We start from the raw sequence: 23,118 nt of genomic DNA, 5'->3' as shown, positions 1-23,118 counted from the left end.
TCAATTTATGCCTTTTAAAAGGAGGATATGACAGGAGGTAAGTCCATTACATCATGCGGTTTAACGCGATTATTGCATACTTTTTTGTTTCCTCATCTACAGAGATAATATTTCGCGGTTTTCCTTCAATGATGTTTTCTAATGACCATAACAAATGCGCCAGATCAATTCGATTCATCGTCAGACACGGACAAAGATTCGGATTAAGCGATACAATTTCCTTATCAGTGAATTGTGCTGCCAGACGATTAACTAGATTCATCTCAGTCCCCACCGCCCATCTCGTCCCAGGGCTTGCATTTTTAATCTTTTCAATAATGTAATGAGTGGAACCATTGTAGTCACTTGCTCTTACAACTTCATGGGTACATTCTGGATGTACAATGATTTTAAAATCTGAATGGTTCTGTCTAAATCCATGAATTTGTTCCACTGTAAATTTTTCATGAACTGAACAATGCCCTTTCCATAAAATCACTTTAATTTCTTCTAGATCAGAACCTTCATAGATTAATTTATTTTGGAGGGGATCCCAAACAGCCATGTCTTGAAGTTTAATACCAAGGTCAAACGCTGTATTTCGTCCCAAGTGCTGATCAGGTAAGAAGAGAAGTCTCTCCTTTTGTTGAAATGCCCATCTAACCATAGATTTAGCATTTGAAGAAGTAACTGTAGCCCCTCCATTTTTACCGCAAAACGCTTTAATGTCAGCAGTTGAATTGACATAAGTTAAAGGAAGAATGGTATCGCCAAATAATTTAGTTAATTCAATCCATGCTCTTTCTGTTTGATGAATATCAGCCATATCAGCCATTGAACAACCAGCTTTTAAATCAGGGATTATGACAGTCTGATTAGGATGACTTAACATATCAGCTGTTTCAGCCATAAAATGAACACCGCAAAACACAATATAATCGGCGTTTCTATTTTCTGCAGAAATTTTGGCCAATTGCAGAGAATCACCTGTAACATCAGCAAATTGAACGACTTCATCTTTTTGATAATGATGGGCAGGTAAAAATAACTTATCTTTTAATTGATCCTTAATTTCACGAATCCTCATCTCCATTTCGGAAGAAGTCATTTTGGAGTAATGATTTGGTATGGCTGCAGCAGTCTTAATAAATGTTTCTAGAATAGTCATGCTTTTACGGCTCCTTTAACATTTAAGCTAATATCAAGCGCTTTGTTTGAGTGTGTGAGAAAACCTAAAGATATATATTGAACCCCAGTCCGGGAGTATGCATCTATCGCATCAAGAGCAATACCACCCGAAGCTTCAGTTACAATTCCTTGTGGTACATATTTTAGTCTTTGAGTTATTTCTTCAGGTGCACAATTATCGAACATTATGATGTCTGCACCCGCGGAAACTGCTTCTAACACCTGCTCCTCTGTTTCTGTTTCCACTTCAATTTTTATTGTGTGGCCTAATTTTTCACGAGCTGTCTCTATCGCTTCTTGGATAGAGGAAAATCCAGCAAGGTGATTATCTTTTAACATAACCGTGTCATACAATCCAAATCGATGATTATATCCCCCGCCGCAGCGAACAGCATATTTTTCAAGCATTCTTAATCCTGGCGTTGTCTTTCTTGTATCACATATGCGTGTTCTTCCATCCGCAAGTGAAACAGCTTGAGCAGTGACTGTTGCAATTCCAGAAAGCCGCTGCATTAAATTTAATAATACTCTCTCACCTGTCAAGATATTTTTTCTTCTGCCTCTGATTTCTGCCAATATCATACCGCGTTCAATGTAATCACCGTCTTTTATATAAAGCTTTGTTTTTATACTTGAATCAATTAATTCATATCCAAGAGTCAGAACTTGATATCCTGCGAATATCCCATTCTCTTTTGCTATTATGGAAGCCGAGATTTCTGTTTCATCTTTAAAAAGGGCTGTTGATAAGTCACCAGTCCCAATATCTTCAATTAAGAATTCCTGCAGCTGCTTTTTTAGCAATAAGTGATTCATCACGCAGCACACTCCTTATTATCTTTTTTTGTTCCCACTCTTTTAGTGCGAAGGGAAAATCTCTTCGATAATGACTGCCTCTGCTCTCCTTGCGTTTAAGGCAGCTTGTTACTGTTAACCAAGCCATTGTCTGCATGTTTAATCTTTTGATTAACGCTATGGGCTGATCAAGGAGAGCAGGATTGAAATTCCTTAGCTGCAATTTATCTTTAGCCTTTTTCAAACCCTCTTCATCCCTGCAAATTCCGGCATATTTATCCATTATTTCTTGGATATCGTTTGTTTCAAGCAGTGCATCATTTAACCAGTAATCAGCAAAATAGGATTCTTGTAATAATGACAAGGAAAAGGAGAATGTCCTTTCATGCTTTTCAGAAATAATACATTGTGCTGTCTGTTTAGCAAAAACTGCACCTTCCAGCAAAGAATTGCTCGCAAGTCTGTTCGCTCCATGAACTCCTGTGTTTGCACATTCTCCAACAGCATACAAACCTCGCAGAGATGTTCTCCCAAATAGGTCAGTCTTAATTCCTCCCATCGTAAAATGGGCACCTGGAGCCACCGGAATTAAACCGGCATCTAGAGATATTCCAGCATTTTCACACAATGTAGTTACGCCGGGAAATTTTTTTTCAAAATTAGAAATACCTTTTATGTTCAAAAAAACAGACGCTCTTTGATTATGAATCTCAACAAATATTCTTCTTGAAACAATATCTCTTGGTGCAAGGTCTTTTAACGGATGGTCCCCCTCCATAATAGGTAAGCCGTTTGAGGATACAAGAACTCCGCCTTCACCTCTTACAGCTTCAGTAATCAGCCCGCTCATTTTTCCGCTTTTTAGTAATGTAGGATGGAATTGAACAAATTCTAAGTCTGCAAGTTCAGCACCAGCACGGTAAGCCATACATACTGCACTTCCGTCAGATCCATATGCATTTGATGTTGCAGAATAGATTCCTGCATATCCACCTCCCGCTAAAATGGTATGAGTTGATTTGTATAACGTGATGCTGCCATCATCATCTTTACAATAAACGCCATAACAAATACCGTTTGCTGCCAGCAAGTCAACAGCATATTGACCTGTTTCGATTCTCACTTTGTCATTAACACGACGAATTAAGGCTTCTATGACTTTCTTTCCTGTCTGATCGCCGCCTGCGTGTACAATTCGATTACGATGATGGCCGCCTTCTTTTCCTAACATAAATTGTCCATTTAGATTACGGTCAAACGGAACTCCCCAACAGGAAAGAGAATCTATAACATTACTTCCTTCTTTCACAAGAACCTCAGTCATTTCCGGTTCGTTATGAAAATGTCCGGCTTGAAGGGTATCCATATAATGTTCTTGCCATGTATCGTTCTTATCAATAACAGCTGAGATTCCGCCTTGAGCCAAATATGAATTTGAATGCTTGATATCAGACTTTGTGATAACTATCACATTCTTATTCAAGCTTAAATATTCAGCAGCTATTAAACCGGCTATGCCACCTCCGATTATTAACACTTCAGCTTCAACTATATCCAATCACAAACACCTCGACTTTACATGTGTCTTGACACCTATATTTACATAGAATTAAACTTGTTACAAGAATTTTATTATTTAATGAGGTGAAGGCCTTGATATATTTGGATTATGCAGCAACAACACCTATGTCAGAAAATGCTATCGAAGCTTTTATCCGTACTTCAAGAAATTACTTTGAAAATACAGAGAGTCTGCACGATGGAGGACTAAATGCGAAGGAACTATTAGAACATGCTCGAACTACTTTTGCAAAGGTGGCTGGCAAAGATTCAAACGGAATTTATTTTACGGGGGGAGGATCGGATGGAAACTTTTTAGCTATCACATCTTTAGCCTTTGGTTCAAAACGAAATGGAAGGCATATCATTACATCTAATGTTGAGCATCCATCTGTCGATTACGCTCTCAAGTTTTTAGAGGGCCAAGGGTTTGAAGTCACTCGGGTTCCCGTAGATTCATCAGGTAAGATCAGCATTGAACGAATAAAGGAAAATCTAAGACCTGATACTGTATTAGCAACAATACAGCATGTAAACAGTGAAACGGGCAACATCCAAGATCTTAAATGCATGAGTGATTTTTTTAAGAGAAACGATATTTTGTTTCACAGTGACTGTGTTCAATCCTTTTCAAAAGTAGACAAAGACTATTTTAATTCCATAAACATAGATTCTTTTACAGTTTCAGCCCACAAAATTCATGGTCCAAAGGGAACAGGAGCCGTGTATATATCACCTGCTATCCACATTTCTCCTCTTCTTGCGGGGGTCACCCATGAACGGGGATTTAGACCTGGAACAGTAGATCTCCCTTCTATCGTTTCTTTTGTGACGGCTGCAGAAGAATCTATAAATAAACAATCATCACATTATGTTCAAGTAGCAGAAATGCGAAAACTGTTTATTTCGCTTATACTTAATAATAGAGAGGTTATTTTAGAAGGAAGTTTGGACGGTTCGCCATATATACTTCCATTTAGAGTTAGAGGAATAGAAGGACAAATCGTAATGCAGGAACTAAGCAGGAGAAAGATTGCTGTTTCAACAGGATCAGCCTGCAAGAATGGACTGCAATCTCCTTCTAAAACCTTACTTGCTCTTGGCCGGACCGATAGTGAGGCACATGGTCTTGTACGAGTTTCGTTAAGTCACCTTACTACTACAGAAGATATTTACACGCTCTGCAAAGCGTTAAATGAGATAACGAATCAATTTTTATCAGTTAGAGAGGTTGCATTAAAATGAATAAGGCAGAAAAATTAAAAGGCGATGATAGAAGAACACAGCTTATGAGCTGGCTAAAAGAATCTTCAGAGCCCTTGAGCGGTTCATCACTCGCTGCAAAGACGAATGTCAGCAGACAAGTAATTGTACAGGATATGTCGCTCTTAAAAGCAAGCGGTGAACCAATTATGGCAACTGCTCAAGGTTATATTTACATGAAATCTGATAAGGGAAATTCATTCTCTTGTGTTGTCGCATCTGTCCATTCCCCTGAAGAAACCATCGAAGAATTGTACACAATCGTAGATCATGGAGTAACTGTTGAAGATGTAACAGTTGATCACCCTGTTTACGGTGATATCAAAGCATCACTTAAGCTGTCAAATCGTAACGATGTAGAGGATTTAATGAATCGTCTAAAGGAAACGAATGCTCCTCTTTTAAGTGAACTTACAGACGGAATACACATGCACACCCTATCTGCAGATTCTAAAGAAAAATTAGACAAAGCATGCCTTGCATTGCGCAAAAAAGGATACTTATTATAAAGCCAAACAAACAGAAACGAGGCTGACTCAAAAGTACAAAAAACTTTTTAAGTCATATCTCAATTTATTTAAACCTATTTAGATAACGTACATCGTACATCGTTATATAGTAGGTTATCTAATAAACTCGATTAGATAACGAAATTTTGGCGATTTTATTTATTTTTTATTTTGACAAAAATAAAAAATTAGGGGCTGCCAAAAGTAAGTTTACCTTACTTTTGGGACAGCCCCGTTTCTTAAAATTAAGCTCCTGTTCCTACCACTTCAACTCTTTCAACAGTTTCCATTCGATTTAAAGTTGCTAATAAGTCTTTCATATCTCCTTGCAGCATATTTGTTTCGATGGTCAGTGTAATATGCGCACGTCCTTGGAGAGGAATGGTTTGATTAATGGTTAATACATTGCATCCTTGTGAGGCAACGACGGTAAGAAGACTTGAGAGAGCACCGGATCTGTCTTCTAGATGGATGGACAGTGTAATAATTTTTTCTTTCACCATCGTATGGAACGGAAAAATCCCATCACGATATTTATAAAAGGCACTGCGGCTTAATCCTACTTTTTCAGCAGCTTCAGCTACAGTTTTCACTTTACCGCGATCTAATAGAGATTTAGCTTCTAACGCTTTTTGCATGGATTCTGATAATACATCTTCTCTTACCATATAGTACTGTTTATCATTTTTCATAAAAATTTCCTCCGGTGTAAATCTTACACTCATTATAATAAATGCAAAAGAAAATGTCTATTCCACACGGACATATAAACAAAAGAAGAATTGTTGTTCTTTGATAAACTTCTTGCAAGCGATTAGTTGATCGGAGTGGGACCTCTCATGGTACAAAAAGCACCGAGGGACTTACCACAAGCCAGCGAAAAGCTAATATCTTGTAGCGGAAATCTACCCTACTCTCACATGATTGGATTCATTTTCAACGGCTCATTTCCTAAATGATTTAGCTTTTGAACATTTTTTGAGTACGCTTCTTCGCATGGTTGATCGGAGTGCAAGGTGCGTGCCAACCACATGAGAGGCTTCTCGCTAGGCATGCGACGAGGAAGCTCACATCGGCAGCATTTACTTGTAGACGCAGGTGCAAGGATACTTCTATGAAGCGGGACAGGTGAGACCCCTCATGGTGCAAAATGCACAGAGGGGGCTCACCGCACGCCCCGCGGAAAGCGAGTACCTGGAACGGAGATCAACCCTTCTAGAGAACAACCTAAAAAACAGCCCTAGATGAGGGCTGTCTTGTTTAATCAATAAATTCAAATTCATATTTGAGGATTCGTACAACATCACCATGTTCTGCACCGCGATCTCTCAGTGCTTGGTCAACACCGAGCGTACGCATTTGACGTGCAAAACGTTTAGTTGCTTCTTCTCTAGAGAAATCTGTCATCTTAAACAATTTCTCAATCTTCGGTCCATTGATAACAAATATTCCAGCTGGATCACGAGTAATATAGAAACCTTCATCTTCTTTTTCGTGCTTATAAAGAACACGCTGCTGTTCAACCCCATCATCATGAATAAGAGGGAACTCAGGAGTAACTTCAAGAATATCTGCAGTTGTAAATAATACTTCACGAATTCCTTGGCGAGTAATGGCTGAAACAGGGAAAACTTTAACGTCGTCTCCTGCTTTTTCCTTAAACGCTTCTAGGTTTTCTTCCGCTCCAGGAATGTCCATCTTATTAGCAATCACAATCTGAGGACGTTCCATCAATCTCATATTGTATTGATTAAGCTCTTCATTGATCTTCACAAAATCCTCATATGGGTCTCGGCCTTCCATACCGGACATATCGATAACGTGAAGAATTACACGTGTTCTTTCAATATGACGCAGGAACTGATGTCCAAGTCCTACACCTTCATGTGCACCTTCAATTAATCCCGGCAAATCAGCCATAACAAAGCTTCTGCCGTCCTCAACTGGTACAACTCCTAAATTAGGTGTAATTGTTGTAAAGTGATAAGCCGCAATTTTAGGTTTTGCTGCAGAAACGATAGATAAAAAAGTTGATTTCCCTACACTCGGGAACCCAACAAGTCCAACGTCTGCTAAAACTTTTAATTCTAATGTTACTTCACGTTCTTCACCTGGTTCCCCATTTTCAGCAATTTCAGGTGCTGGGTTTGCAGGAGTCGCGAAACGAGTGTTGCCTCGGCCGCCTCGGCCGCCTTTTGCAATAATTGCTTGCTGCTTGTGATGTACCAAATCAGCAATTGTTTCTCCCGTATTCGCATCCGTTACAACTGTTCCTGGGGGAACCTTTACGATCATATCGTTAGCTTTTTTTCCATGCATGCCTTTAGACATTCCATGTTCGCCTCGAGGTGCTTTAAAATGGCGGTTATAACGAAAATCCATCAGTGTACGAAGTCCTTCTTCCACTTCAAAGATAACGTTCGCGCCTTTACCTCCATCACCACCGGCAGGACCGCCGTCTGGCACATATTTTTCGCGGCGGAATGCAACCATCCCGTTACCGCCGTCACCAGCTTTTAAATAAATTTTGACCTGATCGACAAACATTTGATTCTCCTCCTTTCATTAGGAAGTTAACTGAAATTCAAAATAACACTTATTCTCCTGAATATAGCTTTCGATGAGTGCCATGCTTTTATGTGTTGAAAAAATATTCTTCATTTTTTCGAGTGTATTCTCCTGATCGGAGAGATTACCCACAAATGTATAACTAACATGAAGATCTTCAGGTTCAAATGTAACAGTAAGTGAGTATTCCTCATATCCCGAAATCGAATTGTTCAGCACATCGCATAACTCATCCGTTGTATGTAACAATTCATCTTCAAACAAACTAAAATCTCCGCTTTCACCTTTAACTTTTCCATACAATTTCACCGGATGCTTCAGCCAATTATAGGTTAGTAAGTACTCTGATAAATTCGGGGTCTTCAGGTTAGAGATTCTGGATTCTTCCCGGGATAATTCAATAACTTCATTCATTATCTCTTTTGCCCGCTCCGTGCGGTCAAGAGACAGATTTGCTTTTATAAGCTGAAGCTGGTTTAGCCAGTCATGCCTGGCATGGCGCAAAAGATCGACAGTCGTCCATTTTTTTGACATCATCGCACTTCCAGCCTTTCCTTTTAATATGGCTATACCTTACACCAACAAATTTAGCGCAGTACTCAAACTTTTGTAAATGATAAAGAAACTTGGCCTATTTTACTATAGTGCAAAGAAAAAACCCTAACCAATCTGGTTAGAGTTTTTATCTCCCTCTTACGCTTCTTGCGCGATTGGGTAAACACTTACCTTTTTGCGGTCACGGCCATAACGCTCGAAACGAACGATTCCGTCAACCTTAGCAAATAGAGTGTCATCTCCGCCTTTACCAACGTTTGTACCAGGATAGATCTTAGTACCGCGTTGACGGTAAAGAATTGAACCACCAGAAACGAATTGTCCATCAGCACGCTTAGCGCCTAAACGCTTAGACTGTGAATCACGACCATTCTTTGTGCTACCTACCCCTTTTTTAGAGGCAAAGTATTGAAGGTTTAATTTAAGCATTCGTTGCACCTCCTTCATGTTCAGTCAATTTTATATACTCACTGTATCCTTCTTCAATCGAAGCAAGAGATACAATCATGCCTTCCAAAAGCAATTGCGTTTTTTGATAGGTCGAATCATCTAGATTATTCGGTACTTTGCACTTTAGAAATCCACCATCTTCATGAGTGGTCACTTCAGGCTCATAGCCGCAAAGTTTTTCAATAGCATTAATTGTACCGAACGACACTGCTGTTGCGGCTGCACAAACCAAATCCTGGCCATGTGGAGCAAAATCAGCGTGTCCATCCATCGTAAACGAAAGTACGTTTTGATCACTGTTTCTGAAAATAGAAACTGAAATCATGAGAATTACCCGTTAATCTTGTCAATCACAACTTTTGTGTATGGTTGACGGTGTCCTTGCTTACGGCGATAGTTCTTCTTCGCCTTAAACTTGTAGACAACGACTTTCTCGCCACGGCCATGTTTCTCAACTTTTGCCGTAACTGTAGCACCTTCAACTAAAGGAGCTCCAACTTTCAAGCTGTCTCCACCGACCATCAATACATCTTCGAATGTTACTGTTTCACCAGCTTCAACATCTAGTTTCTCAACATAGATTGCTTGACCTTCTTCAACTCGAACTTGCTTACCACCAGTTTGAATAATTGCGTACATCAACGTGCACCTCCTCTTATACTCAGACTCGCCATCCTAGGTGTATATAAAATACTTAAAACCTAGTCTGTGCGGTTGGAGCGGGTGCTCCAAACACTAACGAAAAAAGTTTACCATGTTTGGGACTGCTGTGTCAATGTGAAAATCGCTTTTTTATATCATTTGCAGCGCCTGTCTGTCTAACAATAATTTCACGATTTATCGAACCAGGAGACACAAATATCATGCTTCCGTACTTTTTCTCGATATAAGAGAGCTTGTCCTGATGATTTTGGAGCCATTCAGCAAAATATTGCGGAACATCTAGCCAAATCGCTTCATCAGCGTGATACTCATATTCCATAGCTATTCTTTCAAGCTCATAATAAAAGGTTTCCGGTCGAAGCTGGTGACTGTCCATTATATCGCTTTTTGGCTTTTCGGTAAGCGTTTCCAATAACGATGGCCGCTCTTTTTTTCTGGTCAGTTCAAAAAGCCCCATTTTTGTGAAGCCGTACAAATTAATTGTTGAAGAATCTTTTTTGATTTCTTCTTTTAACGCAGAGAAGATCATGTCTTTGTCTGAATTAGACTGCATAGTGATAAAGTCAATCACAATCATTCCCGCTAAATTGCGCAGCCGCAGCTGCTTCATAATTTCTTTAACAGCTAAAGCGTTTGTCTCTGCCACGGTTTTTGACCGGTCTTTTTTCCCGGTAAATTTTCCAGTGTTCACATCAATAACTGTTAAAGCTTCTGTAACATTGAAATAAAGTGAAGCACCATTTTTCAGCCAAATATGGGGCAACAAACTTTTTTGAATTTCTGCATCAATACCATACTTTTTAAAAATCGGTTCTTTTTCGTTATATAGTTTAACTTGAAAAGGTGTACGATACGTAGCTGAGTACTCTTTAAGCTGTGAATAAGTATCATGATCATCTACAATGATCTCTTCCACATTTGAATTAAGCCATCTTTCTAAAAAAGTATAATAAAATGGCGGACGGACAATTAACATTGGCGCTTTCATCCCCTCAGCCATTTTTACGGCTTCTGAAAATTGTTTCTTTAAGTTTTTTAATTCCAGATTCATTCCTTTTTCAGGAAAGGTTTCACAGCCAGTCCGGATAACCATTCCTTCTTTTTCATTGACTTGTTCAGAACCCCACTTTAATAAAACATCTCGCTCAGATTCTTTTATTTTTTTTGAAATCCCAATATGCGGAGTGTACGGGAAATATACGAGGAGATGTCCTGTAAAAGATAGGAGGGCCGTAAGTTTCGCACCTTTATCCCCGCTTTCTTCTTTTGCTATTTGAACGAGGATAGATTCTCCTTCTTTAATCAGGCTGGAAATTGATATTTTCTTTTTATCTTCATTAGATAACATCTGGAATGCAGGCAGGTCATCTCTATGCAGGAATCCGTTCTTTTTCGTTCCAATATCTACAAAGACAGCCTGCATGCCTGGAAGCACTTTTTGGACTCTTCCCTTATATATACTCCCTGTTGAAGGCTTTTCATCTGGTCTCTGATAGGCACATTCTACAAGTTTCCCTTTTTGAAGGAGCGCCGTTCTTTTTTCCAGACCAGCCGCATTGATTACTACCTGTTGCATAGTTATTACACATCTCCCTGTCCATGGTTCGTTTCTCTATTTTAACGAAAAACTTGGCCAATTGCACATTCAGGAGAATGTTTATGAAAATACGCTTCTAATAGTTCTTTTTCTTCTAATGTTATCGGGTTGTGGTCTTTGACAACTATGGAGTGTGAAATTCCTTTAATTAATCGGCTAGTGACTTTGGATAATGGCATTGTTGGGGGTACGATCAGTGTACGAGTTCGTTTTGAGGGATTCTGCTGCATTTTACTTAATAAAAAACGTATAAACACATAATGTCTTCTTTTCCATTCTAAAATATGAGCAACTAATATAAAGGCACAAATAACCCAAAGGTTTAAATGATTTGGCTGGAGATAGAGCTGCCAAGCTCCTCCAGTAATTAAAAGGAATGCTGACCAAAGCAGAAATTGACGCTGTGCAAATTTAAAAGGCATCCACTTCGTAAATAACGCAAAAGCTATCTTCCCGCCATCTAATGGCCAGATAGGCAATAAGTTAAATGTGAATAAGGTAAAATTCAAAAGCAGGAACCAAGTAAAATCATCTGGAGATATGATGCCTATGCTGTTAAGCATTAAAGCCAATCCTGTCATCCATACATGCTGCAGTGGCCCAAGTATAGCTACCCAAATCTCCTCATGAAATGGCCTTGTGCCGTGTTCTTCTACAACCGCAGCTCCACCAAAAGGAAGCAAATCAATTCTGGAAATTCTCCATTTAAAAAGATGGGCCCCGGCAAAATGACCCATCTCATGTATAAGCACAACGAAAAACCATACGATAATTTCTCTGAAATGTCCTGTAAAAACAGCGCCGAAAATAACAATCCAGAATGCCGGATTAACCTTTATTTTTCGGATAAATTGTACAATCAGGTTAATCAATATCAATCACCTTGCTTGGATCAATGAAGCTCTTGTCTTTTTTTATTGCGAAATAAAACTTCCCTGTTTTACCACCGTCATTTTCTGAAACTTTCCCAAGCCGTGTTCCGCTTTCAACATAGTTATAGAGTTTAATGGATTTATCGATTTCTTTTAGATCACCATACCAAGATTCTTGTTCATCAGAATGCTGAATAATAACGGTATACCCGAGATCTTCTTTTTTGCCCGCAAAAACGATATACCCGTCTTTTGCAGTCTCCACTGACTCTTCCTTGCTTCCTGTCTCTATCCATATTCCTTTGCCATTTGAACTGAAGGTTTCATAAACTTTCCCATCAGCCGGAACAGCGTACACCTCACTTGCTTGTTCAGGTTCGTCTTTTATCAATTTATCTTTCGGGAGCAATGCAAGTGGTTTTCCAAATTGATTTTCATACCAGTCTTTTGCTGCTGCAAAATGGAATTCGTCTTCATAAACATGCTTAATGAAATTTTGAGCTTTAGCCGTTTGTTCACCATTATTTTTAAAGATAATGCCAACGATTAAGAATAAAATAATAGAAAACATCACTTGCATTAAAAAGGCATGACGGTTAAATAGAGGGTGATTTTTCTCCGAGTCATCTCTGTTTATAGACACATTTTTTTCTTTTGATGTTCCTTGTTTTGATAAGTTTCCATACTTTTTTCGGATTTCATCTGCTCTATTTTTCATAACCGTTCCTCCATTTTTTCTCATATATATGTACATCCTATGACTTGTCCTCTGAAGTTATGAGTAAAATGAAATCCTAAAGAGCGATTATTGGAGGAATGGTGTTTTTAAAGAGTATTCTGAGCGGAAATCAACAACTTCCGATAGCAATAAAGTTTGCGAAAAATGAAAAAGCACTGGACTGAGCCAGTGCTTTATTTCATACCTAATAGTGTTTTAATCTTGCCAAAGAATCCTTTTTCTTCCTCTAATGACAAAAGAGGAACTGATTCTCCTAAAATTCTTCTAGCGATATTACGGTAGGCAATTGAAGCTTTAGAATCCGGCTGCATTACTACCGGTTCGCCTTTATTTGCTGCCTTAATTACGTTTTCGTCATCAATAACTACACCTAAAAGCTCAATGGAAAGTACTGATACAATCTCGTCAACATCGAGCATATCACCGCTCTTTGCCAGGTGATTACGCAGTCTGTTTACGATTAGTTTTGGTGCTTCTACTTCTTCTTGTTCAAGCAAACCGATAATACGGTCAGCATCACGAACTGATGAAATTTCTGGATTTGTTACAACAATTGATTTATCTGCTCCTGCTACAGCATTCTTAAAGCCTTGTTCAATTCCAGCTGGACAGTCAATAATAACATAATCATAATCTTGCTTTAATTCCTGTACAATTTTCTTAACTTGTTCAGGTTGAATAGAAGACTTATCTTTTGTTTGAGCTGCTGGCAGCAAATACAAACATTCAAAGCGTTTATCTTTAATTAAGGCTTGATTAAGTTTGCAGCGTTCTTCTGCTACATCTACCAGATCGTAAATGATCCTGTTCTCAAGTCCCATTAATACATCAAGGTTACGCAACCCAATATCGGTATCTACGAGACATACTTTTTTCCCAGAAAGAGCTAGAGCAGTCCCTATATTGGCTGAAGTCGTCGTTTTACCGACTCCACCTTTCCCAGACGTAATGACAATCGCTTCTCCCATGCTTCATTCCCCTTTCTATACCAAGCTGTTCAACGTCGGTCTAATTCGGTGGACAGCACTGATCCGATCAATCCGAATCTTTTGTTCCTCTTTGGATATGTAAGCAAACTCCATCTCATTCCTCAAATCCGGATAAGAGTCTGGTGCTCTATTAATATGATGTGCAATCCTTAGCTGAGAAGGTTTCATGACAGAAGCAGCAATTATCGCTTCTTCATTCCCTTTGCTTCCGCATTGAGCAATTCCTTTTAAGGCACCTAGAATATAAATGTTACCGGTAGCGATTACTGTTCCACCTGGGTTCACATCACCTACCAGGAGCAGGTCGCCCTGAATATCTAAAACCTGTCCAGATCTAACAATCTTTGAAACGGTTACAACTTGTGCATCTTTTCTCAGTTCCTCAGCTTCTGCCTTGGTGATAACATCTGATTCAATATGTTCTAAGACTAGATTCTCTTTTTGTTTTAAAACTTCCCGCAATTTCTCTTCTTGTTCAGCAGTAACATATCTATTTCCTGCTTTCACCTTCACAGAAATAACTGGACCATTAAGCAGCTGTCCACTGTTTGCAGTTAATTTATCATAGAGTTCCTCAATAATTTTTTCGAAGGAACATTTATCATCCAACAACAAAATGAGGCCGTCTTTTGTACCTTTTATTGTTACGTTGTGCTGCAGTTTCTGTACCATTGCCATTGTTCACCTCAACGTACTAACATTCGACAGCTAGGTCTAAATTCCTTTTTGCTGCTGTTAGTTTTCTTTTAGAGTATCCTTCAGCAGGTTTAGCTGCTTTACATATGGATAATAAATGAGTATCGCGAAGAAACCGTTTAAGATGAGGGTAGGCAACAATCTTTTATAGAGAAACATATCTATCATTTGATTGCTGATCCCGATAAGACTGTTTAAACCATATACAAAAAACTCCAGAATAGAAACACCGACAATGGAAAGAAGCAGGGTTACAATAAGATTTCCGAAAAGATATCTTGAAAAGACAGATGTAATATACGCAGTTGCAGCCATTGAAAATAAGTAAACACCGATAATATCTGTATAAAGCAAATCAGTAAGAAGTCCAAATCCTAACCCATAGACCAGTCCATACGTTGAATTTAAATACATGGCAATAAATAAGATCATTACCATTGAAAACCGAGGAATAAATTGCCATTCCATATTATTCTCCTGCGGCAATAAAGCTTGCATCAAGGAACTCTCACTAATAAATGCTAAATAGATAAGAAAAGGAAGAAGGATTTTTTTCATCATTCTTCCTCCTTTTCTTTTAAACTTTCATCTACTGCCGGCATCTCTCTTTCGAGAACCATCACATGATCCAAATCATACAAATCAGCAGACGGCTTTAAGTAAGCTGTCTGAGTTAAACCAACTTCATCCGGTTCAATATCAATAACTTCCCCGATTAGAAGATCAGGAGGAAAAACATCTCCAAGTCCTGAAGTAATAACTTTTTGACCTTTTTTAATCTTCGCATCTACTGGAATCTTTTTAAACAGCAAAGCCTGGCGTTTCGGATCGTATCCTTCTATCGTTCCAAAAATGTTTCTTTCTCCTTGAACAATAGCAGAAAAACGGTTTGTCCGATCATTATCACTTATAAGCTGAACAGTGGATTGAAACAGAGAAACATTCGTCACTTTACCTATAAAACCTTGGGGTGAAATAACTGCCATCTTCGGCTTGATTCCGTCTTTTTCCCCTTTGTTAATATAGATAAATTGATTCCATTGATCAGGAGATCTGCCGATCACAGTTGCTTCCCGCACCTTGAAGTCAGTTAAATCTTCTTCTTTATCAAGCTGCGCTTTTAACGTTTCGTTTGTTTTCTTAACTTCCTTGTACTGAACATATAATTTTGCGTACTCATCTAACCTTGCTTTTAACATTTGATTCTCTTTGTAAAGCTGTTTCATTTCAGCTAAATTCTCAAAGAAACCCGCTATTGTATTAGCGGGTTTATAGAAAATCGTTTGTGTTAGTCCTGCAGAATCTTTTAAAAACTGTTCAGGTAAGGTTAGGCTTTCCCTTTTTTTCATCGAAAAACCAATCAAAGCTACTAGAATAATAATACTTACTAGCAGGATGATAAGCCGTTTATTCGAAAAAAAATGTGGCATGAAAATACACCTACTTACTTGGATTTAGATCTAGAAGTTATACCAGCTTTGGATTTGAAAAGGTGCAGATTTTCAAGCGCTCGGCCAGTTCCGACTGCTACACAATCCAATGCGTTTTCCGCCACGATAACAGGCATCTTTGTCTCTTCGCTAATGACTTTATCCAAGTTTCTTAATAAAGCACCTCCACCTGTAAGAACAATACCGCGGTCCATAATATCAGCAGCCAGTTCAGGCGGTGTTTTTTCAAGAGTAACTTTTACAGCATCCATGATACTGTTCACCGTATCACGCAACGCGCTGGAAACTTCTTCCGCCGTAATCGTAATTGTTTTTGGAAGACCTGTCAATAAATCGCGTCCACGGATATCCATATCTTCAATACCTTCAGGCGTACCTGCAGAACCAATATCTAGTTTAAGAGTTTCTGCCGTTCTCTCACCTATCATTAAGTTATAAGTCTTTTTAATGTAAGCAATGATTGCATCATCCATCTCATCACCAGCGATACGAATTGACTGACTAGTTACGATACCTCCAAGAGAGATAATGGCAACTTCTGTCGTACCTCCGCCGATATCAACAACCATGCTTCCAGTTGGCTCCCATACAGGAAGATCAGCGCCGATTGCTGCCGCAAACGGCTCTTCAATCGTATAAGCTTCACGAGCACCAGCTTGCTTTGTAGCATCCTCAACAGCACGTTTTTCCACAGCTGTAATTCCAGACGGTACACAAACCATTACATAAGGCTTACGCGCGAATACAGAACGGTTCTTTTGTGCTTGCTGAATAAAATACTTCATCATAGTAGCAGTAGTTTCAAAGTCCGCAATAACCCCGTCCTTCATTGGTCTTACAGCCACAATATTCCCCGGTGTACGGCCGATCATATTTTTAGCAGCATTACCTACTGCCTCAATTGAACCTGTGTCAGTACGCAAAGCAACAACGGAAGGTTCACGCACAACAACACCCTTGCCCTTCACGTAAACAAGTGTGTTTGCAGTTCCTAAATCAATTCCTAAATCTCTTGAAAATCCACCAAACATTTATGTAAACTCCTTTCATCAAGCAAAACTCATACGTTTGATTATACGCTATAAAAGAATCAAAAGACAATGTTAAACATATCCTTTTTCTTTTAAACTTACGTATTTTTGATCACCTATAATAATGTGATCCAGCACTTCAATCCCTAGCATTTTTCCACACTCTACTAACCTTTTAGTAACTTCAATATCTTCCCTGCTGGGAGCAGGGTCTCCACTGGGATGGTTGTGAAAACAAATGATCGAAGCACTCGATCGTTTCAAACCCTCTTTGAACACTTCTCGCGGGTGTACGATAGAAGTATTCAAACTGCCAATAAAGACTGTTTTCTTATGCAGGACCTGATTCTTTGTATTTAAATACAAGCATACAAAGTGTTCCTGGTGCAAAAAGCGCAGTTCATCCATTAAGTATCTTGCACCATCTTCTGGGGAGCGGATCGTGTATCTCTCTTCAAATTGAAGACGGCTGATCCGTTTACCTATTTCAATAGCAGCAATTAATTCTACCGCTTTTGCAGGCCCAATGCCGTTAATTTCTTTCAGCTCGCCAATCGAAGCATCTTTCAAATGTCTTAATCCTTCAAAATGCTGAATGATATGGTGTGACAACTGTATGGCAGACATCTGTTTTGTTCCGGTACGTAAAAGGATGGCTAATAATTCATAGTTGGACAGGGTATCAGGACCGTCTTGCAACAGCCTTTCCCTCGGTCTTTCCTGTAAAGGATAATCTTTAATCATAAGCGGTTTTATTGCCACTTACGTTCCTCCCTCGTTTATTCAGTCTATATGACTGACCCGGTGAAAGAAAATCCAAAATCACTAAGTGTTCTTGCCACTTTGGATATCGGCAAACCTACAACACTAAAATAATCGCCATGAATCTTTTCTACGAGTAAAGAACCTGAACCTTGAATGCCGTAGCTTCCTGCTTTATCAAAAGGTTCACCTGTACTGATGTACCAGCGAATCGTTTCTTCGCTTATCGGATAGAATGCCACACTTGTCTTAACTGAAAATAAACGTTTCTTTTCTTGATCCATAATACAAACACCCGTGTAAACATCATGTGTCTGACCTGACAGCATCCTTAACGTTTCAGCAGCTTCTTGTTCATTTTGAGGCTTCCCAAGTCGCTTGTTGCCATAAACAACAATTGTATCAGCACCTAAAATAACATCATTTGGTTTATATGTAAGTACATCTGATGCTTTTTGTTCTGCAAGTGATTCTACCAATTGACTTGGACTGAGATTAGGATCCATTTTTTCTTCGAGTGTACTAGGATATGTTTCAAATGGAAGAAGCGTTAATGACAGAAGTTCATATCTCCGAGGTGAAGAAGAGGCTAAAATGAGGTGTTTCATGTAATCACCTTTCAATTCGTTCATTGATGTTAAATTTGTACAGTTTTACAATAACAAACTTGTAAAAAATAGACAAACAGCGTCAAAAACTTACTTCTATTAGTTTTTCGGCATTTTCGGCTTTTTTATGTGGGCAAATGGCAACATTTATAGACGATTTTTGACAAATTTCTCGAAAGTACCTAAAAAGACAGACAAAGCAGTTGCAAACTACAGCAGAGAAAAAAGCAGAGAAAGGGGAGGTATCTCTGCTTTTCTAAAGAACTTTTCTATTTTAATGTTTGAAGCAACTGTTTATAAGATTGAAGACTATCCATAGCCTTTTGCTGAAATGCCCAGTTAAGCTCGCCTTTCTTTGTATCTTTCAACGCTAGAAAAGCACCTTCTAGCTGTTTTTCGAAGTCTGATGCAGCATTAGCTGTTTCGTCCTTCCAGTTTTTCTTTTGGTTCTGTCCGTATTGTTTCCATTTATTAAAACCACTTAAAGTTTGATCAAGTCCGGAATCCTTTGTGCCGGACATTTGCGAAAGGGTTAATACATTCTGCAAAAGAATCTTGCCATTAGTGAAGTATGTTTCGTCTAAGCTGCTTGGTGTTTTTAGGTTATCGAATGAGAAAGACAGTTTTTTTACGATTGGTTTTTCCATTTTATTTTGATAGATTTCACCATAGCTTTCTAATTGGTGTTTTTCATTTGCTATCCCTACAATTACCGCATATTTTTCATCACCAGCTGAAATGATCACTGCAGAAAAGCCATTATCTTCAATGGATTTCACAACGTCTTGAGCTCTTTCTTTTGTTGAAAACACACCAGCCTGCAGGGCTGAGAATTCTAAGTTGATAGGAGGCAATGTGACAAGTTTTTTTCCAGATGAAGACTCTTCTTTTTGAACAGGAACCGTTTCAGCTTTAAGATTACCTGCTTCTGTTATATCAGTTGAAAATACCATCAAAACCATAATTCCTAAAACGGTACCTGTTACTACTGCAGCCATAACTGCTGCTAAGATCTGTTTTGGCAATGTTTTTCCTTTTTGAGGAAGATAAAAGCCTGTCCTTTTTGTAGAAAACAAATTCATTTTATTCCTTTTAAATACTATTTCATTTTTCTTTAACGGTTCTGCAAGCACCATGTATTTATCTTTATCTAGAACTTCAATAGCCGCTGCTACCTCATTGCTCGAATGCTCTTGATCGTTGTGGGATTTACTTTCACTATATCGTTGTTCCTTCCCATTTATTAATATCGAAATCTCCTGTTTCAAGCTCATCCGCTCCTCTCTAGCATCTACTAAATCATATGCAATTTGAAATTTAATAGAACAGAAGAAGCAGAATATAATTCAAAAATAAAGGCATTTTTGCTATCCTTGTTGTTCATATAAGTGGTTGATTTCCGCTCCAGGATGCTCGCTTTCCGTTGGGCGGGCGGTGAGCCTCCTCGCGCTTTGCGCCTTTGAGTGGTCTCACCTGACAGCTTCATGGAAGTATCCTTGCTCCAGCGTCTAAAAGTAAATGCTACCGATGTGAGCTTCCTCATCGCATGCCTGCGAGAAGCTTCTCATGTGGTAGGCACGCACCTTGCTCTCTAATCACTTGCAATGAATGGTTTTTTAGAACAAGGCCATAATAAAAGACCCCAGATGAATTCCTGTGGTCTTTCGGGACTATCCTATATAAGCTGCCACTTTATTGCGGCCTTGCTGTTTTGCACCTGTATACATTGCTCTGTCGGCATTTCTTATTAGTGTTAAAGGGTCTTCTCCTTGATGAGGAGCAGTAGCTACCCCAATACTCGCAGTTATGTATATCTTATGTTTACACTGATCGGTTAAATCGTTGTGTATTTCAAATCCATTGTCCGAAATAACAGAACGAAGCTGTTCAGCTATTTCTAAACATTCTTTCCCGCCAGATTCAGGCAGAAGAATAATAAATTCTTCCCCGCCATATCGGGCTACAGTTCCACGTTCCCCAATAAAATTTTCCAGCCTTCTAGCAAGCATTATTAGTACATCATTGCCGCTTTGATGACCGTAAGAATCATTTACTGCTTTGAAATGATCGATATCTAGCAATATAACAGAGAATTGTTTTCTGAAGTATTCGTAGTTGTTATACATACTAGCCAGAAGATCCTCAAAGTACCTGTAATTATAGAGACCAGTTAATGGACACTGCTCACTTTTGAGCTTTGTAGATTCATAGTTTCTAGCATTATCAATGGCAACCGCTAAATAGTTTGCCAAAATCTCTAAAATAATCAGGTGATGTTTTTGGTAGGCATGTTTTTTCTTAGAAGCAAAAGTAATAATGCCAACGATTTTTTGGTTTCGAATCATAGGAACGGCCACTACAGATTCTGCTTTACTCTGAAAGAAGGTTTCAGATATTCCTCTCCAGGCTTTGATCTTGCAGTACCTTATACTTTTACCGGTAGACCAGACTTTTCCGCTGATCGCTTCATGCTTTTTAATAGGGACAGATGCCAGAATCCCTTCTTCACTTTCATACTTTCTTATAATTTTTAAATGTTCACCAGCATCTGCGTCATAAATAAAGGCAAAATCAACAGACATAAATGCAACAAGTTTTTCAATAAAAATATCTAAAATATGATTTACTTTTAAATGTTCCGAAAGCTGCTGACCGATCTCGCTCGCTTTTTGCAAAGAAACATTGATCTGTTCACTCGAATGATAGAGTTTAATGATAAATGAAAGTGATACAAACGGTAGCCCTACATAAAAAATAGCAGGCTGTCCTAATTGGGAGTATAGAACGTACAGCATCAATCCAACTGGTATAGCAAGAACTTCTGAAACTAGATCCCATAATGCATCTCGTTCAATAAAACGACTGGATTGCTCATAAAGCACAGTAATAATGAAGTACAATCCAACATGATTCAGTATTAATCCTGTGAGAACATACCCAAACACAGGTATTAAATTGATCGATTCATTTAAGTCGAATGCTCCTGTTTCCCCGCCAAGAAAGTAAAAAACACTCGCTTCGCAAATGATAATCCATGAAAACATAAGCGTATTGGCCATATATCTGTAATACTCTTTGAAAATATGAGCTTTAAGTGATAAAAACATAGCAATTACAGATATAAGTGTCATAGATAAAGCTACTGTTAAACCATAGTATAAAAAGACAGCTAAATTTATACCTGACATAAAAGAGATATTTGTATTAAGAACCCTAATAGGAAACATAGAAACAATAATTGCTAAAACCGCAATTATGCCCAAGTCGATCAATTTTAAATCCGGCTGGTTATTGGTCATTTGAACAGCAGTCCACCAAGCCAAAGGGAATAAAATCAGCCATGCAGCTATTACATATTTGCGTTTTCTCATATTGTTCATCTGTGATGCCATGGCTTTTCCCTCCCCTATTAAGGTTTATATACACATCTATTTTACTAGTACATTTATCTTATCTTTTTATTTTATCAAAAGTTCAAAAAATTACAATAAATGTTATTCCATATTTTGAAAACTTTTTCTAACCTCTGAAATAAAGTAAAGAGATCCCGTGATGATAAGGACATCCTTATTTTCGAGCTTCTTCTTTATCTCTTCTAAAGCTACTTTCCAATTAGAGTTTGAACATGACCTTTGAAAAGGACTTTCAGCCAGTAACTGTTCTGCAGACGCTGCTCTCGGAAAATTAAATGTAGTGAAATAAGCCTCATGAATAATGTTCTCAAGCTCTTTCATCATGTTCTTATAAGCTTTATCATGCAATGCTGCAAACAGCAAATACATTTTTCTGCCCTTATAATGGTTTTCTATTGTTTGTTTCAGTGCTTGTATTCCTTGATGGTTATGAGCACCGTCAATGATTATATCGGGTGAAGATGAAACTTTTTCAAACCTGCCCGCCCAATTTGCACGAAACAATCCCGCTTTTATTTTTTCTGAATCAATTCTGTAAAAACCCTTTCCAGTCAAATATTCAACAGCAGCCAGAGCAAGTCCCGCATTTTTCACTTGATGTGTGCCTTTCATTGATATTTCCGCTGAAATATTTGAATCTTTAAGCCCCGTATATAAAAAAACTTCTCCATTGTCAGAACTCTTCTTATGCAGAACAGAAAAATCTCTGCCAAAAATATATGTGTCAGAATTCACTGTTTTAGCTTCCTTCTCTATCACATTTAAAGCTTCAATTTGTTCAACGGTTGTAATTACCGGAACATCTTTTTTAATGATCCCAGCTTTTTGAAATGCAATATCCTCAATTGTGTCCCCTAAAATTCCCATATGGTCATATCCAATATTTGAAATCAGACTTAAAATTGGTGTAATTACATTTGTTGAATCATATAAACCGCCTAATCCTGTTTCATAAATAATAATATCCGGCTGTTTTTCTGCAAAATATAGCAATGATATGACAGTGATCACTTCAAACTCTGTCGGACTGCCTAAAGAAGTTTCAGTTAGTTCATCAACCAACGGCTTTAGCAATTTTGCATATTCCAGCAATTCATCGTTTTTAATAGGTTCTTTATTAATTGAAACTCTTTCATTAAAAGTAATGAGATATGGAGAAGTAAAGGTTCCAACATTGTATCCAGCTTCATTAAAAATGCTCCGTAAATACTCAACGGTAGATCCTTTTCCGTTTGTTCCGGCAATATGTATACATTTAATTTTTTCCTCTGGATTCCCTGTTCTTTGCAGCAGCCATTCCACTCTCTTTAATCCTGGCTTTATACCAAACTTCAATAAACCATGTATCCATGTTAATGCCTCATTATAAGAATTCAAATTTAAGCCCGCCTTTCATAACGTAAAAGAAGGCGAATCCTGCATAGAAAGGA

24 protein-coding genes and 1 other annotated feature are annotated in these 23,118 nt (G+C 38.3%); of the genes, 2 read left to right on the top strand and 22 right to left on the bottom strand.

Annotated elements, in window-relative coordinates; all coding sequences use genetic code 11:
- Window positions 1-46: 46 nt before the first annotated feature.
- The 3 genes from nadA to nadB are packed head-to-tail and all read right to left on the bottom strand — an operon-like array spanning window position 47 to window position 3,520.
- Complete coding sequence (gene nadA / locus ACFW35_RS06410) at window positions 47-1,147, bottom strand: quinolinate synthase NadA (protein WP_379844545.1); 1,101 nt, start codon at window positions 1,145-1,147, stop codon at window positions 47-49.
- Complete coding sequence (nadC, locus tag ACFW35_RS06405) at window positions 1,144-1,983, bottom strand: carboxylating nicotinate-nucleotide diphosphorylase (RefSeq protein WP_379847408.1); 840 nt, start codon at window positions 1,981-1,983, stop codon at window positions 1,144-1,146. The genes nadA and nadC overlap by 4 nt, the downstream gene beginning before the upstream one ends.
- Complete coding sequence (nadB, locus tag ACFW35_RS06400) at window positions 1,937-3,520, bottom strand: L-aspartate oxidase (protein ID WP_379844543.1); 1,584 nt, start codon at window positions 3,518-3,520, stop codon at window positions 1,937-1,939. Before nadB ends, nadC begins: the two co-directional genes overlap by 47 nt.
- 95 nt (window positions 3,521-3,615) lie before the next feature.
- Here nadB and ACFW35_RS06395 point away from each other — a divergent pair, with 95 nt between their 5' ends.
- Window positions 3,616-4,767: an IscS subfamily cysteine desulfurase gene (locus ACFW35_RS06395; RefSeq protein ID WP_379844541.1), complete on the top strand. Its 1,152-nt coding sequence runs from the start codon at window positions 3,616-3,618 to the stop codon at window positions 4,765-4,767.
- Window positions 4,758-5,294, top strand: a complete 537-nt coding sequence (locus tag ACFW35_RS06390; RefSeq protein ID WP_379847407.1) for a transcription repressor NadR — start codon at window positions 4,758-4,760, stop codon at window positions 5,292-5,294. The genes ACFW35_RS06395 and ACFW35_RS06390 overlap by 10 nt, the downstream gene beginning before the upstream one ends.
- A gap of 245 nt (window positions 5,295-5,539) precedes the next feature.
- Here ACFW35_RS06390 and ACFW35_RS06385 read toward each other — a convergent pair whose 3' ends face one another.
- The 19 genes from ACFW35_RS06385 to ACFW35_RS06295 form a co-directional block, all read right to left on the bottom strand.
- The gene (locus ACFW35_RS06385) at window positions 5,540-5,986 is read right to left on the bottom strand and encodes an ACT domain-containing protein (RefSeq protein WP_077359195.1); all 447 of its coding nucleotides are present in this window, start codon (window positions 5,984-5,986) and stop codon (window positions 5,540-5,542) included.
- Window positions 5,987-6,554: 568 nt separating this feature from the next.
- Window positions 6,555-7,841: a GTPase ObgE gene (obgE, locus tag ACFW35_RS06380; protein ID WP_379844539.1), complete on the bottom strand. Its 1,287-nt coding sequence runs from the start codon at window positions 7,839-7,841 to the stop codon at window positions 6,555-6,557.
- A gap of 18 nt (window positions 7,842-7,859) precedes the next feature.
- Window positions 7,860-8,396: a Spo0B domain-containing protein gene (locus ACFW35_RS06375; protein WP_379844538.1), complete on the bottom strand. Its 537-nt coding sequence runs from the start codon at window positions 8,394-8,396 to the stop codon at window positions 7,860-7,862.
- A gap of 159 nt (window positions 8,397-8,555) precedes the next feature.
- Window positions 8,556-8,846 carry a 50S ribosomal protein L27 gene (gene rpmA, locus ACFW35_RS06370; protein WP_066291343.1) on the bottom strand — a complete coding sequence of 97 codons (291 nt, stop codon included), beginning with the start codon at window positions 8,844-8,846 and terminating at the stop codon, window positions 8,556-8,558.
- A complete protein-coding gene (locus ACFW35_RS06365) occupies window positions 8,839-9,192 on the bottom strand; it encodes a ribosomal-processing cysteine protease Prp (RefSeq protein ID WP_379844536.1) in 354 nt (117 codons plus the stop codon). The genes rpmA and ACFW35_RS06365 overlap by 8 nt, the downstream gene beginning before the upstream one ends.
- A 5-nt stretch (window positions 9,193-9,197) precedes the next feature.
- Window positions 9,198-9,506 carry a 50S ribosomal protein L21 gene (gene rplU / locus ACFW35_RS06360; protein ID WP_066291353.1) on the bottom strand — a complete coding sequence of 103 codons (309 nt, stop codon included), beginning with the start codon at window positions 9,504-9,506 and terminating at the stop codon, window positions 9,198-9,200.
- A gap of 14 nt (window positions 9,507-9,520) precedes the next feature.
- Window positions 9,521-9,593, bottom strand: a sequence feature (ribosomal protein L21 leader region).
- A gap of 46 nt (window positions 9,594-9,639) precedes the next feature.
- Window positions 9,640-11,106: an Rne/Rng family ribonuclease gene (locus tag ACFW35_RS06355; RefSeq protein WP_379844534.1), complete on the bottom strand. Its 1,467-nt coding sequence runs from the start codon at window positions 11,104-11,106 to the stop codon at window positions 9,640-9,642.
- A gap of 41 nt (window positions 11,107-11,147) precedes the next feature.
- The gene (locus ACFW35_RS06350) at window positions 11,148-11,999 is read right to left on the bottom strand and encodes a site-2 protease family protein (RefSeq protein WP_379844532.1); all 852 of its coding nucleotides are present in this window, start codon (window positions 11,997-11,999) and stop codon (window positions 11,148-11,150) included.
- Window positions 11,992-12,717, bottom strand: coding sequence for a peptidoglycan DD-metalloendopeptidase family protein (locus ACFW35_RS06345; RefSeq protein WP_379844531.1), 726 nt, complete (start codon window positions 12,715-12,717; stop codon window positions 11,992-11,994). Before ACFW35_RS06345 ends, ACFW35_RS06350 begins: the two co-directional genes overlap by 8 nt.
- Window positions 12,718-12,911: 194 nt before the next feature.
- On the bottom strand, window positions 12,912-13,706 hold the full coding sequence (minD, locus tag ACFW35_RS06340) for a septum site-determining protein MinD (RefSeq protein ID WP_379844529.1): 795 nt from the start codon (window positions 13,704-13,706) through the stop codon (window positions 12,912-12,914).
- A 15-nt stretch (window positions 13,707-13,721) separates the two neighbouring features.
- Window positions 13,722-14,399 (bottom strand): septum site-determining protein MinC, encoded by a 678-nt coding sequence (gene minC, locus ACFW35_RS06335; protein WP_379847405.1) that lies wholly within the window; start codon window positions 14,397-14,399, stop codon window positions 13,722-13,724.
- Window positions 14,400-14,462: 63 nt separating this feature from the next.
- Entirely contained in the window at window positions 14,463-14,981 is a 519-nt protein-coding gene (mreD, locus tag ACFW35_RS06330) for a rod shape-determining protein MreD (RefSeq protein ID WP_165389375.1), read from the bottom strand.
- Complete coding sequence (mreC, locus tag ACFW35_RS06325; protein ID WP_379835002.1) at window positions 14,981-15,853, bottom strand: rod shape-determining protein MreC; 873 nt, start codon at window positions 15,851-15,853, stop codon at window positions 14,981-14,983. The genes mreD and mreC overlap by 1 nt, the downstream gene beginning before the upstream one ends.
- 14 nt (window positions 15,854-15,867) lie before the next feature.
- Window positions 15,868-16,905, bottom strand: coding sequence for a rod shape-determining protein (locus tag ACFW35_RS06320; protein WP_289494963.1), 1,038 nt, complete (start codon window positions 16,903-16,905; stop codon window positions 15,868-15,870).
- 72 nt (window positions 16,906-16,977) lie between these two features.
- Window positions 16,978-17,649, bottom strand: a complete 672-nt coding sequence (gene radC, locus ACFW35_RS06315; protein WP_139343039.1) for a RadC family protein — start codon at window positions 17,647-17,649, stop codon at window positions 16,978-16,980.
- 44 nt (window positions 17,650-17,693) lie between these two features.
- A complete protein-coding gene (locus tag ACFW35_RS06310) occupies window positions 17,694-18,275 on the bottom strand; it encodes a Maf family protein (RefSeq protein ID WP_379844527.1) in 582 nt (193 codons plus the stop codon).
- 269 nt (window positions 18,276-18,544) lie between these two features.
- Complete coding sequence (locus ACFW35_RS06305) at window positions 18,545-19,543, bottom strand: SPOR domain-containing protein (protein ID WP_379844526.1); 999 nt, start codon at window positions 19,541-19,543, stop codon at window positions 18,545-18,547.
- A 402-nt stretch (window positions 19,544-19,945) separates the two neighbouring features.
- The gene (locus ACFW35_RS06300; RefSeq protein ID WP_379844524.1) at window positions 19,946-21,667 is read right to left on the bottom strand and encodes a sensor domain-containing diguanylate cyclase; all 1,722 of its coding nucleotides are present in this window, start codon (window positions 21,665-21,667) and stop codon (window positions 19,946-19,948) included.
- A 102-nt stretch (window positions 21,668-21,769) separates the two neighbouring features.
- Window positions 21,770-23,065 carry a bifunctional folylpolyglutamate synthase/dihydrofolate synthase gene (locus ACFW35_RS06295; protein WP_379844522.1) on the bottom strand — a complete coding sequence of 432 codons (1,296 nt, stop codon included), beginning with the start codon at window positions 23,063-23,065 and terminating at the stop codon, window positions 21,770-21,772.
- Between the last annotated feature and the right edge of the window lie 53 nt (window positions 23,066-23,118).

The sequence above is a fragment of the Fictibacillus sp. NPDC058756 genome, assembly GCF_042746035.1.
GTDB lineage: Bacteria > Bacillota > Bacilli > Bacillales > Fictibacillaceae > Fictibacillus.
This window is presented reverse-complemented; position numbering and strand designations above follow the sequence as displayed.